The following is a 14,205-nucleotide window of genomic DNA, read 5'->3' as shown; positions in this document are numbered from 1 at the left end:
CATGCTGGATAGACTGCTGGCCCTGCTTGTTCTGGCGATCGTCCTCGGCGTCCCGCTGGGGCTGATCTTCCTGGTCACCGGGCAATTCCTGATGGACTTCGTGTTCTTCTACCCGCTGTTCATGTCCGGGTTGTGGATTTCCGGTGGCCTGTATTTCTGGCTGCACTGGGAACGGCACTGGCCGTGGAAGGACGACACCCTGCCGCCACCGCTGGAAGGCGAACCGCTGATTTCGATCCTGATCCCTTGCTACAACGAGGGCGACAACGCCGCCGATACCATCCACGCGGCGCTGGCGCAGCATTACCCGAACATCGAAGTCATCGCGATCAACGACGGCTCCAAGGACAACACTGCCGAAGTGCTGGATGCGCTGGCCAAGGAAGATCCGCGACTGCGGGTGCTGCACCTGGCGGAAAACCAGGGCAAGGCCGTGGCCCTGCGCATGGGCGCCATCGCTGCGCGCAGCGAATATCTGGTGTGCATCGACGGTGACGCGCTGCTGGCGCCGAACACCGCCGCTTACCTTGTGGCGCCGATGCTCGACAACGCACGACTGGGCGCGGTGACCGGCAACCCACGGATCCGCACGCGTTCGACTCTGGTCGGGCGGGTTCAGGTGGGCGAGTTCTCGTCGATCATCGGGCTGATCAAGCGCACTCAGCGGGTGTTCGGGCGGATCTTCACCGTGTCCGGTGTGATCGTCGCGTTCCGTCGCACCGCGCTGAACCGGGTCGGCTACTGGAGCCCGGACATGATCACCGAAGACATCGACATCAGCTGGAAGCTGCAACTGGACCACTGGAGCATCTTTTACGAGCCCCGTGCCCTGTGCTGGATCCTGATGCCGGAAACCCTGCGCGGTCTGTGGAAACAGCGCCTGCGCTGGGCCCAAGGCGGCGCCGAGGTGCTGTTCAAGAACATTCGCGGGATCTGGCAGTACCGTCACCGTTACCTGTGGCCGCTGCTGTTCGAATACTGCCTGTCGACCGGTTGGGCGTTCACCTTCCTGTTGTCGGTGATCTTCTGGGGCGTCGGCAAGTTCGTGGTCATGCCGGAAGCCATTGCCGTCGATCACCTCATGCCGCCGGCGTTTACCGGGTTGCTGCTGGCGTTTGTCTGCCTGGTGCAGTTCGCGGTCAGCATCATCATTGACCGGCGTTACGAGCCGGGCCTGGGCAAGACCATGTTCTGGGTGGTGTGGTACCCGATTGCGTTCTGGTTCGTCAGCCTGCTGACCACGCTGGTCAGTTTCCCCAAAGTACTGTTCGGCCAACACCAGAAGCGTGCGCGCTGGGTCAGTCCCGACCGGGGTATCAAACCGATCGGGGACGACGAAGAGGAGGTTATCAAATGAAAATCATCCGGACCCGCCAACGGCCGTTTCTGGTGGTGGTCGATGCGTTCTTCACGGTGCTGGCCTGGATCGGTCTGCTGTATCTGCTGGCGCGCGGTTTATGGCCGCTGATCGAGACCCACGAAGGCGGGCCGCGCATCGACAACTCGGCGTTCGAAGCCCTCGGCACCTTGCAGATTTATCTGTGGGTGGCGCTGGTCAACGCGGTGATCCTGATCGGCTGGGCGCGCTATCAGCAACGCAAGAGCCGAAGCTTCGCCCAGCGTCGCCTGCCGTCCCCGGTGGTCGACGATGAAGGGCTGAGCCGCAGCTTCAAGCTGTGCGACGAGCGCTTTCAGAAACTGCGCGGGCCGGGCGTGATGACCATCCACAACGATCAGGACGGTGACGTCAGTCACGTGGTGCCGCATCTGTGGCCGGTCCACCCCGAAGAGCTGCCGCCACCGCTGGCGCCACTGGAACATCCTCGGGTGATTTTTCTGCACGCCGAGGACGACGACAACCGCGAGCCGCTGAACCGGATCACCTGACGGCGCGAATCAGTCGCCAGGCTTCCTCCATCGTCAGCGGTTGCTTCATGCGTTCGGCGAGCAGGGCCATCGCTCGTTCCTCTTCGCAGGCGACTGCTGCCACAACCACGCCCTTGCTCCCGAACAGCCCGATAAACGGCGGCTGTTCGGGTTCGCCGATAAATTCGACCGCATCCCACGCCTCAGCGTGGCCGAGATAGTCGTAGTTGCGGCCGAAATGCCAGGTCCAGAAATACGGCACGTCGAGGTAATGCTCATCGCCACCGAGCAGGTTGGCGGCGGCGATCCGCGCGTGCTGCTGGGCCAGGCGCCAGTGTTCGATGCGTTGTGGTTTGCCGTTCAACGGGAAGGTGGCGATATCGCCAATCGCCCACAGGTTGTCGGTGACGCGCAGGCTGGCATCGACCAACAGTGATTGATCGTCCTCGCGCGGCAAGTCGCCGAACGCTTCGGTGGCCGGATGTACGCCGATTCCCGCCAATACCAGATCCGCCGACAGGCGCAGGCCGTTGTCGAGCAACACTGCCTCGACCTTGCCGTCGCCGGTGATCTCCCTGGCTTCGTGATCGGTGATGAATTTCACGCCGTTTTCTTCGTGCAGTGCCCGGATCGCCTTGCCGACGGCTTCACCGAATTGCGCCGCGAAGGGAATCGCATGGCGCGCCAGCACCGTCACCTCGAGACCGTGCTGGCGCAGGGCCGAAGCGCATTCGAGCGCAATGAAACTGTCACCGATGATCACCGCGCGTTGGCCGGGTCGGGCGGCGTCCATGATGGATTGCGCCTGAGCTTTGGAGCGCAGGACAAACACCTGGGGCAGGTCGGCGCCGGGCAGTTTCAGCGCGTTTGGCATTGCGCCGGTGGCCAGCACCGCCGCGTTGTAATGCAGTGTGCGGCCATCGCTCAGGTGAAGGGTTTTGGTATCGACGTCGAGCCCGCTGACCTCGCCTGAAACCCGGTTGATGTGCTGTTCGCGGTAAAAATCGTCATCGCGCAGCGGCGGGGTTTCCGCCGGCGGCATTTCCCCGGACAGCACGAATTTGCTCAGCACCGTGCGGTCGTAGCCGGCGTCCGGCTCGCGGTCGATCAGCACGATCCGCCCGCCGAAGCCTTTTTCCCGCAGAGCAGCAGCGCAGGCCGTTCCCCCGGCACCGGCGCCGACGATGACAAAGGTGCGCGGATCGTCCTGCGGCGGGGTGTGCGGATCCGGCAGCGGCTGGTCATCGACCCACACTTCGTCGCCGCGCAGTTCCAGCGGATAGCGCTTGAGGCTGTCCAGCGCCGGAGGTTCGCACAGGGCGCCATCTTCGGCGCGAAAGGCTGCCTTGTGCCACGGGCAGATCAAGCGGCCATGGCACAACGCGCCTTCCGCCAGCGGCGCGCCGGCGTGCGGGCATTCCCCCTGAAAGGCGCGCAACTGGCCGGCGGCGCGCAGCAGGACGATCTTGCAGTCGCCGATTTGCACCTCCAGCCCACGGTCTTCAGGCACATCGGCGAAACGGGCGACACGGTGCAGGGTCATGGTCGTGCTCCTCACAGGCATTTCTCTTACGAGTTTGGGCTGCATTGCGAGGTTCAGCCATTTCCCACTGCCACGGCACGAACGGTACGGCTATAGTTTGCAAGCCGACGAAGGCCCAACTGCACAAGGTGCTCCCGGAATGACCCGATTGACCTCTCTCAACCCTTGGCTGGCGGCCGTTGCCGTCGCCCTTTGCGTGCAGTTTCCGGCGCAGGCCCAGGAGCGTTTCACCCTCAGCATTCCCGGTGTGTCGGATAACCGCCTGTTCACCTCGGCGGCGGCGAGCGATGCGGCCGGCTGCGGCGGCAAGAACCAGTCGCCGGCCCTGAGCTGGAATGCCGGCCCGAGCGGAACCCTGAGCTACGCCATTGTCATGCACGATCCGGACGGCCAGAAAGGCGCGGGCGTCGATCACTGGGTTCACTACGGGATCAAGGCCACGACCCGGCAGATTCCGGCCGGTGTCGGCGCCAAATCGGCCCTTGAAGGCGTCGGTGGCACCAACAGCAAAGGCACCACCAGCTACATCGGCCCATGCCCGCCGGTTGGCGACAGCGCGCACCACTACATCATCCAGATCTACGCTCTGGATCTGGCCCCGGACGCCTTGCCTGCCGGCCTGACCCGCGCCCAGCTGATGGAAAAAATCAAAGGCCACGTGCTGCGCAACAGCAGTGCGGTGCGGCGTTATCACCGCTGAAAAAATTTTCGGCGAGGTTTAACCCGAACTGACAGGGCTGCCCGTCTCAGGGGATGAATGGATCAATTCTTCCCCGAGGTCAGCCCCCATGTCCCTTCCTTCGACGCTTCTGCGCCCCCTTGCTGCCAGTGTGTTGCTGGTGGTTGCCGGTTGCGGTGTTTCCTCCAGCCCGGAAACCACCGTCGCGCCGCCTCCGGCGCAGACCGAACTGAAATCCTCCGTGCAGCCCGAAGCGGTCATGGTCGATAGCGCGCTGGCCAAGCGCAGTGCATTGGCGGCGCCGATCGCCAGTTTTGCACCGATGCCGGCCGGTGAAAGTTATCCACAAGGCTATCGCGACGAACAGCGCGAGCAGTACGCCAAGCTGGCCGACAACCCGATCCACAGCGTCGCCGAAACTCCGGTCTCGACCTTCAGCGCCGACGTCGACACCGGCGCCTACGCCAATGTGCGGCGCCTGCTCAATCAGGGTCGACTGCCGCCGGAAGGCGCGGTGCGGCTGGAGGAGATGGTCAATTACTTTCCCTACAACTACGCGTTGCCGAGCGATGGCTCGCCCTTCGGCGTGACCACCGAACTGGCCGCCTCACCGTGGAACCCGCACACCCGCTTGCTGCGAATCGGCATCAAGGCGTCCGACCGCGCGGTGGCGGAACTGGCCCCGGCGAACCTGGTGTTTCTGGTGGATGTGTCCGGCTCGATGGACCGTCGAGAAGGCTTGCCGCTGGTCAAAAGCACCCTGAAATTGTTGGTCGATCAATTGCGCGAGCAGGATCGGGTGTCGCTGGTGGTGTATGCCGGCGAATCCAGAGTGGTGCTGGAGCCGACTTCCGGACGGGAAAAGGCGAAAATTCGCACAGCCATCGAGCAGTTGACCGCCGGTGGCTCAACCGCCGGCGCTTCAGGCATCGAGCTGGCTTATCAGATGGCGCAGCAGGCGTTCATCCCCAAAGGCATCAACCGCATCCTGTTGGCCACCGACGGTGACTTCAACGTCGGCATCAGCGACTTCGACAGCCTGAAACAAATGGCTGTGGATAAACGCAAGACCGGGATTTCCCTGACCACCCTGGGTTTCGGTGTGGATAACTACAATGAACACCTGATGGAACAACTGGCCGATGCCGGTGACGGCAACTACGCCTACATCGACAACCTGCGCGAAGCGCGCAAGGTGCTGGTGGATCAACTCGGTTCGACCCTCGCCGTGGTGGCGAAAGACGTCAAGTTGCAGGTCGAGTTCAACCCGGCGCAGGTCAGCGAATACCGGCTGCTCGGCTACGAAAACCGCGCGTTGAAGCGTGAGGATTTCAGCAATGACAAGGTCGATGCCGGTGAAATCGGTGCAGGCCATACGGTGACGGCGTTGTATGAAATTGTCCCGACAGGCGAGAAGGGCTGGCTGGAACCGCTGCGTTACGGAAAAACCGACGCGGTTGTTTCCGAGAAGAAAGGAGAATTGGCAATGTTGCGCGTGCGATATCAAAAGCCTGAGGGTGGGAAAAGTCTGCTGATCGAGCGGCCGATTGCCAATCAGGTTGCGCCGGCCAGTGAAGACCTGCGTTTTGCTGCCGCCGTCGCCGCGTTTTCCCAGCAACTCAAGGACGGCCGCTACACCGGCGAGTTCAGCCTCAAGGACACCGAAGCCCTGGCCCGAGGTGCCCGTGGCGATGACCGCTTCGGCCTGCGCAACGAGTTCGTGCAACTGGTTGAACTGGCGCAAAGCCTGCGTACCTCCACCGCCTCCAACGTAATCTCCACTGAGCGACGGATTGAATAGTGAGCCGCCTCAAAGGCTTCATCACACAGCTGTTTGCTTCTGCAGACAGCCTTGAGGCCAGCAGCGACGAATCGCTGCTGGCCCGTTATCGCGAGGGTGACGGCAAGGCGTTCGAGATACTGTACGCCCGTCATCGCCAGAGTCTTTACCGGTTTCTGCTCGGTTTGAGTGGCAAAACTGAACTGGCCGACGAGGTTTTCCAGGAGACCTGGCTGAGCCTGATCCGCAGTGCCAGTCAGCCACAAGGCCGGGCGACCTTTCGTACGTGGTTGTTCCAGATTGCCCGCAATCGCCTGATCGACCACTGGCGCAAACACGGCGCCCGGCAACCCCTGCATGACAGTTACGACGAGCAAACCCACGCCGTCAGCGACGACGCGTCCGATCCCGAACAATTGCTCAACCTCAGCCGCGACAGCGAGCGCCTGGAGAGCGCCCTGCAATCCTTGCCCGCCGACCAGCGCGAAGTGTTCCTGCTGCGCGCCCACGGCGACCTCGACCTGGCGCAAATCGCCAGTCTCACCGAAACACCGCTGGAAACCGTCAAGAGCCGTTTGCGCTACGCCCAGCAAAAACTGCGTCGGCTGCTGGCCGAGGAGGTACTGACATGACGGACGCCCGCCCGACACCCGAAGAGCAAGTGCTCAAGCACGTGCGCGAACAGCACAACGCCGAGCCGCCGGCTCATCTCGATGCGCTGATCCTCGACGCCGCCCGCCGTGAAACCCCGGCACCACGGCAGAGCCTGTGGCAACGCTGGCTCAAGGCCTGCCAGCAACCGCGCTACCAGGTGGCTTTTGCCAGTCTGGTCGGCATCGCGCTGATGCTGTCGCTGGTGCAGCGCACGCCGGAACCCGTGGCTCAATACGATTTCGCCCCTGCTGCCAAATCGGCCGCGCCTGTGGTCCGTCAGGAGGCCCGATCGTTGTCGGCTCCCGCCGGCGCACTTTCCGCGCCGGCTCCCGCAATGGCTCCCGCGCCGATGGCGGAAATGGCTGCACCGATGCAGAGCGAATCGATCAGCGCCGACTCGGCGGACGAAGCCAAGGTCAGCAAGCGCGCCGCCGCCCCGGTCAACGGTCTCGACGAGCAACTGCGCGAAGTCCTGCGCCTGCGCGAGTCCGGCCAGTCGCAAGCGGCCGACAGCCTGTTCAACAACCTGCACAAGCGCTACCCGAACGTGAATCTCGACCTGCGACTGGAAAAAATCCGCAAGAACTGACCGTATCAGCCATCCGCCATTTGGCATTGACCCGCAAAAACGCGCACTATCGGGTCGTTGCCGATGCGCTGGAGGATGCCGTGGCCCAAAAAATCGACCGCATCGCCCAAATGCTCAACTGCCCGGTGAAGGGTGAGGAACTGCGGCGGGCAGTGACGGAGAGTCGCAAGGAGTTTCTTCTGGCCAAGCAGGCTGAAGACGATCTGGAGGAAGACGTTCTCGATGATGAGTTGATCGAGGACGAAGAAGACGATGATGAATACGACGAGTTTGACTGGACGACGGAGTGAGTCGCCAGCCAGCAGACAAAAAAAGCCCCGGACCTTGCAGTCCGGGGCTTTTTCGTTTTGTTCATGGCGCACCAGGCGGGATTCGAACCCACGACCCCTGCCTTCGGAGGGCAGTACTCTATCCAGCTGAGCTACTGGTGCAGCGGGCGACATCATACCTAGGTCGGCTCGGGGCGTCCATGCCGGGTTTGGGCGTGGATTGTCAGCATGCATGTCGGTAAGAAAACCCTGCATTCCATAAAGCTGTAACGTCCTGCAAAAGGCTCGCTTGGCGCTTTGGGGAGGCTGTTCTATGGTTTCCATGCGATCGGGGCTGTTGGTACGTTGATCTGAAATGTTCAGCAAAAGCGGCGTTTTTGTTCTTTTTTTCGAACGCCCTATTGTCCTTCAACCCCTTTGAACCTAGGATTCGTTTGAGATTTCAAACGCTCCTTATCCAGGTGCTGAGCCGCACGCGTTTTGAGTCGTGCGCTATTTATGTGCCAGCCCGGTAAATGATTTCCCTGACGGCAGCCTTGCGAGGCGCCTTTCTACAATCATAATTTTGCTCCGCGCCTTGCGCGGTGCTGTTAAGGAAAGCCGACATGCAGCTTAAAGACACCCAGTTGTTCCGCCAGCAAGCCTTCATCGATGGCGCATGGGTCGATGCGGACAACGGTCAGACGATCAAGGTCAACAACCCGGCCACCGGCGAGATTCTGGGCACCGTGCCGAAAATGGGCGCTGCCGAAACCCGCCGTGCCATCGAAGCCGCCGACAAGGCGCTGCCGGCCTGGCGTGCACTGACCGCCAAGGAGCGTGCAGGCAAACTGCGTCGCTGGTTCGAGCTGATGATCGAGAACCAGGACGACCTCGCTCGCCTGATGACCCTCGAGCAGGGCAAACCACTGGCCGAAGCCAAGGGCGAAATCGTTTACGCCGCTTCGTTCATCGAGTGGTTCGCCGAAGAAGCCAAGCGCATCTACGGTGACGTGATTCCGGGCCACCAGCCTGACAAGCGCCTGATCGTGATCAAGCAACCGATCGGCGTGACCGCTGCCATCACCCCGTGGAACTTCCCGGCGGCGATGATCACCCGTAAGGCAGGTCCTGCGCTGGCCGCCGGTTGCACCATGGTGCTCAAGCCTGCTTCGCAAACCCCGTTCTCCGCATTCGCTCTGGCCGAACTGGCCCAGCGCGCCGGCATCCCTAAAGGCGTGTTCAGCGTGGTGTCCGGCAGCGCCGGCGACATCGGCAGCGAGCTGACCAGCAACCCGATCGTGCGCAAACTGTCCTTCACCGGTTCGACCGAAATCGGTCGTCAGCTGATGTCGGAATGCGCCAAGGACATCAAGAAAGTTTCCCTGGAACTGGGCGGCAACGCGCCATTCATCGTGTTCGACGACGCGGACCTGGATAAGGCCGTCGAAGGCGCGATCATTTCCAAGTACCGCAACAACGGCCAGACCTGCGTCTGCGCCAACCGTCTGTACATTCAGGATTCGGTCTACGACGCGTTCGCCGAGAAGCTGAAAGTGGCAGTCGCCAAGCTGAAGATCGGCAACGGTCTCGAAGACGGCACCACCACGGGCCCGCTGATCGACGAGAAAGCTGTGGCCAAGGTTCAAGAGCACATCGCTGACGCCGTTGCCAAAGGCGCAACCGTGTTGGCCGGTGGCAAGCCGATGGAAGGCAACTTCTTCGAACCGACCATCCTGACCAACGTGCCGAAAGACGCGGCTGTGGCCAAGGAAGAAACCTTCGGTCCGCTGGCGCCGCTGTTCCGCTTCAAAGACGAAGCCGACGTGATCGCGATGTCGAACGACACCGAGTTCGGTCTGGCCTCGTACTTCTACGCTCGCGACCTGGGCCGTGTGTTCCGTGTGGCGGAAGCTCTGGAATACGGCATGGTCGGCGTCAACACCGGGCTGATCTCCAACGAAGTCGCGCCGTTCGGCGGCATCAAGGCCTCGGGCCTGGGCCGTGAAGGCTCCAAGTACGGCATCGAAGATTACCTGGAAATCAAATACCTCTGCCTGGGCATCTAAGCCTCGGTAGAAGATCGCTGTAAACGCAAAGGGCACGAGAGCGCTGTCCCTTTGCGTCGTTTCAAACCGGAATTTTCTCTGCGGCCGGGAACGCCGTGGCAGTCGATCATCGCATGCTGCCACCGCCGATTCCTCCCGCTTTATCCTTGAACCACGCCGCCCGATGAGCGGCGAATGAGGACTGTAATGAGCAAGACTAACGCTGAACTGATGGCCCGTCGTACCGCAGCTGTTCCACGTGGTGTTGGCCAGATTCACCCGATCTTCGCCGAGTCCGCGAAGAACGCGACCGTGACCGACGTTGAAGGTCGTGAATTCATCGACTTCGCCGGCGGTATCGCCGTACTGAACACCGGCCACGTGCACCCGAAAATCATCGCCGCCGTGACCGAGCAGCTGAACAAGCTGACCCACACCTGCTTCCAGGTGCTGGCCTACGAGCCGTACGTCGAGCTGTGCGAGAAAATCAACGCTCGCGTACCGGGCGACTTCGCCAAGAAAACCCTGCTGGTGACCACCGGTTCCGAAGCCGTTGAAAACGCCGTGAAGATCGCTCGTGCCGCCACCGGCCGCGCTGGCGTGATCGCCTTCACCGGCGCTTACCACGGTCGCACCATGATGACCCTGGGCCTGACCGGTAAAGTCGTGCCTTACTCGGCCGGCATGGGCCTGATGCCAGGCGGCATCTTCCGCGCGCTGTACCCGAACGAACTGCACGGCGTGAGCATCGACGACTCGATCGCTTCCATCGAGCGCATCTTCAAGAACGACGCCGAGCCGAAAGACATCGCCGCGATCATTATCGAGCCTGTACAGGGTGAAGGTGGTTTCTACGTCGCGCCGAAAGAATTCATGAAGCGTCTGCGCGCCCTGTGCGACCAGCACGGCATCCTGCTGATCGCTGACGAAGTGCAGACCGGCGCTGGCCGTACCGGCACGTTCTTCGCCATGGAACAGATGGGCGTTGCTGCCGACCTGACCACTTTCGCCAAATCCATCGCTGGCGGCTTCCCGCTGGCCGGTGTGTGCGGCAAGGCCGAATACATGGACGCCATCGCTCCAGGCGGCCTGGGCGGCACCTACGCCGGTAGCCCGATCGCTTGCGCCGCGGCCCTGGCTGTGATGGAAGTGTTCGAGGAAGAAAAACTGCTGGACCGCTGCAAGGCTGTCGGCGAGCGTCTGGTCACCGGCCTGAAAGCCATCCAGGCCAAGTACCCGGTGATCGGCGAAGTCCGTGCCCTGGGCGCCATGATCGCGGTCGAGCTGTTCGAAAACGGCGACAGCCACAAGCCAAACCCGACCGCCGTCGCGGCTGTCGTGGCCAAGGCGCGTGACAAGGGCCTGATCCTGCTGTCCTGCGGCACCTACGGCAACGTTCTGCGCGTCCTGGTACCGCTGACCTCGCCGGACGAGCAACTGGACAAAGGCCTGGCGATCATCGAAGAGTGCTTCTCGGAGCTGTAATCCGTAGCACCGTGTGATCGGATCGACAAAAAACCCGCTTCGGCGGGTTTTTTCATGCCTGGAGAAACACTTGCGCGGTTTTCAGGTTGTACCGAAACGCCAGCATTGGCTAAGGTTCAAGCATTGCAAGGGAGGGCGAGCATGACTGCCGTCGAATTACCCGCTGTACCCCGAGTGCTGATTGCCGAGGCCGATCCCTGGTCGCGTGACCTGCTCAAACAAGTGTTGCTGAATGTGCGCTGCGACGCGCGGCTGGACCTGTGCGCCGATGGCCAGGAGGCAATGACGCTGCTCAGCGAAGTCCCCTATGACCTGGCGATCGTCGACTGGGAGTTGCCCGGCGTCGATGGCTTGAGCGTGTTGCGCAGTGTCCGCCAGCGCAAACGCAATCCGCCGCTGCCGTTCATTCTGATGAGCAGCCGCAACGACAGCGCCAGCGTGCGCGAAGCCTTGCCGCTGGCGCCCACCGCCTATCTGGCCAAACCCCTGAACATGGAAAGCCTGACCGAGCGTTTGCAGGGGCTGCTGCTGAATGCCGGCGAGGAAGTGTTCTGTGAAGTACCGGCGCTGGCGCCGGGCATGACCCTGTCTGTGTTTCTCGAACGTCGCCGCGAACAGGCCGATGGCGCGCCGCTGATGACCGATGTGCAGGTGGCGGTGAAACGCAGCCTCAATCCCAACGGGCTGGACCTGAAGTTGCTGGAAGAGGAAATTCGCACCGATCCGCAGATCACCGCCGTGTTGATTGCAGCGTCGAACAGCGCCGCTCAGCATCATGGCGCGCCAGTGCAGACTCTGGCGCAGGCGCTGCATCGCTTGGGCACCGGGCAGAGCATGAATCTGATTCTTGGCCTTGCACTCAAACGCAGCGCCCGACTCAGCGACCCATGCCTGGCGGATTACGCCGAGCGTTATTGGGGCCTGTCGCTGCACACCGCCGAGTACGCCCGCACCTTGGCGCGGCTGCTCGATCTGGATCAGGAGCGCTGCTACTGCGCCGGGATGCTCCATCGCCTCGGTGATCTGGCGTTGCTGCGTTGTCTGCAAGAGTGGAAGCAGGCCGGCGGCGAGCTGGATGAACTGGAGGAAGTCGGCGATGCGCTGGCGGAATTCGGTGCGGCGTACGGCTCGGCGCTACGCACCCGCTGGCGCCTGCCGCTGGAGCTGCGCGAGCTGATTGCCTCGGTCTACCAGCTCGGTGGCGGGGTGTATTCCCGCGAGGCGCTGGTGATGAACATGGCGGCGCAGATGGCCCGGCTGACCGAGCATGAGGGCGTTGAGGAACTGGCGAAGAGCCGCACGGCGCGGTTGCTCAAGATCGGCTTGCCGGAGCTGATGCGGATGCGCAAATAGCGGCTTGATTGCGCATCCGGTCTGGAATCAGGCGGAAATGATCCGGTTCTTGCCCTGCCGTTTGGCCTCGTACATCGCCGCGTCCGCGCGGGCGAACAGGGTGTCGAGGCTTTCGTCTTCCGGGGTGAGGCTGGTCAGGCCCTGGCTGACGGTGATGCCGAACGTCTGATCGGCGTGATTGAAGCTCAGCCGCTGGATTTCCCGTTGCAGCCGTTCGGCCACCTGCATCGCCATGTCCGGCGCACAGCCTGGAAAAACCGCAGCAAATTCCTCACCTCCAATCCGTCCGAACAGGTCTCCCCGGCGTAACGAAGCACGACCGCATTCGGCAATTCGTTGCAGCACGTTGTCGCCTTCCGGGTGGCCGTAGGTGTCGTTGATCACTTTGAAGTCATCGATGTCCAGCAGCAGGAACGCCAGTGGCGCACCCTGCAGGCGGGCGTCTTCGAATTCGCGGTGGGCGCATTCGAAGAAGTGCCGGCGATTGCTGCTCTGGGTCAGCACGTCGGTGGTGGCCAGGCGTTGCAGCTCGGTTTCCATCTGCTTCTTGTCGGTGATGTCTTCGGCGATGCCGACGATGATCACCGGTTGCCCCGGTTCGTCCTGACGGTTGATGAAGCACTTGTCGCTGATCCAGCGCACCTGGCCGTCGGCGGCGATGATCCGGTATTCGCGGTCTTCCACGGCGCCTTTGTGCAGCACTTCGGCGAGGCTGCGTTCGGCGTATTCCAGATCGTCCGGGTAAATGCTGTCGCGCCACTGGTTGTAGTCGGCCAGCAGCAGGGCGGCGGAGCGGCCGAAAATCCGTTCGTAGGCGGGGCTGACATACAGCACCTGACGGGTTTCCCAGTTGAAGGCCCAAAGCACGGCGTTGACGCTGACCAGCAGTGAGCTGAACAGCTGTTCACGTTCGCTCAGCCGGGCGACTTCGCCCTGGGCGTGCATCAATGCCATCAGGGTTTGCGCGGCCTCGGGCCACTGGGGAGGGGATGAGTCTTTTTGATTGTTGTTGACCATCGACACGAATCTCAAAGGGCGTGCCGGGAAGTCGACAACGGCCACGGGAAAGCCCGCCGGGGGTGGCGAAGTGTCTTTGAGATAGGGGATCGGGGGTGAAGTTCCGAAGGGTGCGCCCGGGAATGGGGCGCACCGATCAACGGCATCAGACGGCGGCAGGGCGCAGCGAGTAGGTTTTCAACTGGTCGGCGAATTCACGCAGGGACTGAATGCCACTGGCCTCGGCCTCGTGTACCCATTCCTTGATGGCGGCGAGCATGTCGTGGCCATTTGCGCTGGTCTTGACCCAGATCTGCTGCAGGGCCAGGCGTTTCTCGTAGATTACTTTCAGCGCCTGGCTGTGCTCGAGCATGTTCTGGATGCGCGCGTGGTGGCGATCTTCCAGCAGGCTGGTTTCCCGCGACAGCAGGCGTTTGGCCCGGTGGAACTGGTGACGTACCGAATGATCGACCTTGGCCAGTTCCTGCTTCACCAGCGGCCCGATCACCAGCTTGCGGTACTGGGCCATGATCTGGAAGCGGTTGTTGAGGATCGCCATGGCGGTGTCCATGTCCAGGTTGCCCTTGCCTTCGACGCGGTGGGCGATCGGGGCAACACGCTGAACCTTGGCCAGACGCAGGAAGCTGAAGACCTGGATCCAGGCCCAGCCGAGGTCGAACTCCCACTTCTTGACCGACAGCTTGGCCGAGTTGGGGTAGGTGTGATGGTTGTTGTGCAGTTCTTCGCCGCCGATCAGGATGCCCCAAGGCACCAGATTGGTCGCCGCGTCGCGGCATTCGAAGTTGCGGTAGCCGACGGCATGGCCGAGACCGTTGACCACACCAGCGGCCCAGACCGGGATCCACATCATCTGGATCGCCCAGATGGTGATGCCGATGGTGCCGAACAGCAGCAGGTCGACGACGGCCATGATCGCCACGCCCAGCAGCCGGTAGCGGCTGGG

Annotated in this window: 13 protein-coding genes and 1 tRNA gene; 10 read left to right on the top strand and 4 right to left on the bottom strand. The window is 62.3% G+C overall.

Annotation, left to right across the window (positions count from 1 at the left end):
* Position 1: 1 nt before the first annotated feature.
* Together pgaC and pgaD are read left to right on the top strand one after the other, a co-directional pair.
* Entirely contained in the window at positions 2–1,357 is a 1,356-nt protein-coding gene (gene pgaC / locus PMI24_RS21560; RefSeq protein WP_007957644.1) for a poly-beta-1,6-N-acetyl-D-glucosamine synthase, read from the top strand.
* Positions 1,354–1,887 (top strand): poly-beta-1,6-N-acetyl-D-glucosamine biosynthesis protein PgaD, encoded by a 534-nt coding sequence (pgaD, locus tag PMI24_RS21555; protein WP_007957642.1) that lies wholly within the window; start codon positions 1,354–1,356, stop codon positions 1,885–1,887. Before pgaC ends, pgaD begins: the two co-directional genes overlap by 4 nt.
* Here the strand turns inward: pgaD and PMI24_RS21550 are convergent.
* Positions 1,880–3,409, bottom strand: coding sequence for an FAD-dependent oxidoreductase (locus PMI24_RS21550; RefSeq protein ID WP_007957640.1), 1,530 nt, complete (start codon positions 3,407–3,409; stop codon positions 1,880–1,882). The genes pgaD and PMI24_RS21550 overlap by 8 nt on opposite strands.
* Before the next feature lie 139 nt (positions 3,410–3,548).
* On the opposite strand from PMI24_RS21550, the gene PMI24_RS21545 reads away from it, so the two are divergent.
* From PMI24_RS21545 to PMI24_RS21525, 5 genes are all read left to right on the top strand, one after another.
* On the top strand, positions 3,549–4,109 hold the full coding sequence (locus tag PMI24_RS21545; RefSeq protein WP_007957638.1) for a YbhB/YbcL family Raf kinase inhibitor-like protein: 561 nt from the start codon (positions 3,549–3,551) through the stop codon (positions 4,107–4,109).
* Between the two features lie 88 nt (positions 4,110–4,197).
* On the top strand, positions 4,198–5,889 hold the full coding sequence (locus PMI24_RS21540) for a vWA domain-containing protein (RefSeq protein WP_007957636.1): 1,692 nt from the start codon (positions 4,198–4,200) through the stop codon (positions 5,887–5,889).
* A gap of 29 nt (positions 5,890–5,918) precedes the next feature.
* Positions 5,919–6,500: an RNA polymerase sigma factor gene (locus PMI24_RS21535; protein WP_045121846.1), complete on the top strand. Its 582-nt coding sequence runs from the start codon at positions 5,919–5,921 to the stop codon at positions 6,498–6,500.
* The gene (locus tag PMI24_RS21530) at positions 6,497–7,111 is read left to right on the top strand and encodes a hypothetical protein (protein ID WP_007957616.1); all 615 of its coding nucleotides are present in this window, start codon (positions 6,497–6,499) and stop codon (positions 7,109–7,111) included. The genes PMI24_RS21535 and PMI24_RS21530 overlap by 4 nt, the downstream gene beginning before the upstream one ends.
* 20 nt (positions 7,112–7,131) lie before the next feature.
* A complete protein-coding gene (locus PMI24_RS21525) occupies positions 7,132–7,401 on the top strand; it encodes a hypothetical protein (protein WP_238553853.1) in 270 nt (89 codons plus the stop codon).
* A 64-nt stretch (positions 7,402–7,465) separates the two neighbouring features.
* Here PMI24_RS21525 and PMI24_RS21520 read toward each other — a convergent pair.
* Positions 7,466–7,542 (bottom strand) — tRNA-Arg (locus PMI24_RS21520).
* Between the two features lie 443 nt (positions 7,543–7,985).
* On the opposite strand from PMI24_RS21520, the gene gabD reads away from it, so the two are divergent.
* The 3 genes from gabD to PMI24_RS21505 all read left to right on the top strand — a co-directional run bounded on the left by gabD (position 7,986) and on the right by PMI24_RS21505 (position 12,245).
* Complete coding sequence (gene gabD / locus PMI24_RS21515; RefSeq protein ID WP_007957614.1) at positions 7,986–9,428, top strand: NADP-dependent succinate-semialdehyde dehydrogenase; 1,443 nt, start codon at positions 7,986–7,988, stop codon at positions 9,426–9,428.
* 186 nt (positions 9,429–9,614) lie between these two features.
* Positions 9,615–10,892, top strand: coding sequence for a 4-aminobutyrate--2-oxoglutarate transaminase (gene gabT / locus PMI24_RS21510; protein WP_007957613.1), 1,278 nt, complete (start codon positions 9,615–9,617; stop codon positions 10,890–10,892).
* 141 nt (positions 10,893–11,033) lie between these two features.
* On the top strand, positions 11,034–12,245 hold the full coding sequence (locus PMI24_RS21505; RefSeq protein WP_007957612.1) for a response regulator: 1,212 nt from the start codon (positions 11,034–11,036) through the stop codon (positions 12,243–12,245).
* 27 nt (positions 12,246–12,272) lie between these two features.
* Here PMI24_RS21505 and PMI24_RS21500 read toward each other — a convergent pair whose 3' ends face one another.
* Together PMI24_RS21500 and desA are read right to left on the bottom strand one after the other, a co-directional pair.
* Positions 12,273–13,262, bottom strand: a complete 990-nt coding sequence (locus PMI24_RS21500) for a GGDEF domain-containing protein (protein ID WP_007957611.1) — start codon at positions 13,260–13,262, stop codon at positions 12,273–12,275.
* Between the two features lie 145 nt (positions 13,263–13,407).
* On the bottom strand, positions 13,408–14,205 hold a 798-nt coding region (gene desA, locus PMI24_RS21495; RefSeq protein ID WP_007957610.1), incomplete at its 5' end, for a delta-9 fatty acid desaturase DesA.

Origin of the sequence: Pseudomonas sp. GM25 (assembly GCF_000282255.1) — a bacterium.
GTDB classification, from domain to species: Bacteria; Pseudomonadota; Gammaproteobacteria; order Pseudomonadales; family Pseudomonadaceae; genus Aquipseudomonas; species Aquipseudomonas aphyarum.
The sequence above is the reverse complement of the archived record's forward strand: the minus strand, read 5'-3'. Positions and strand labels throughout refer to the sequence as shown.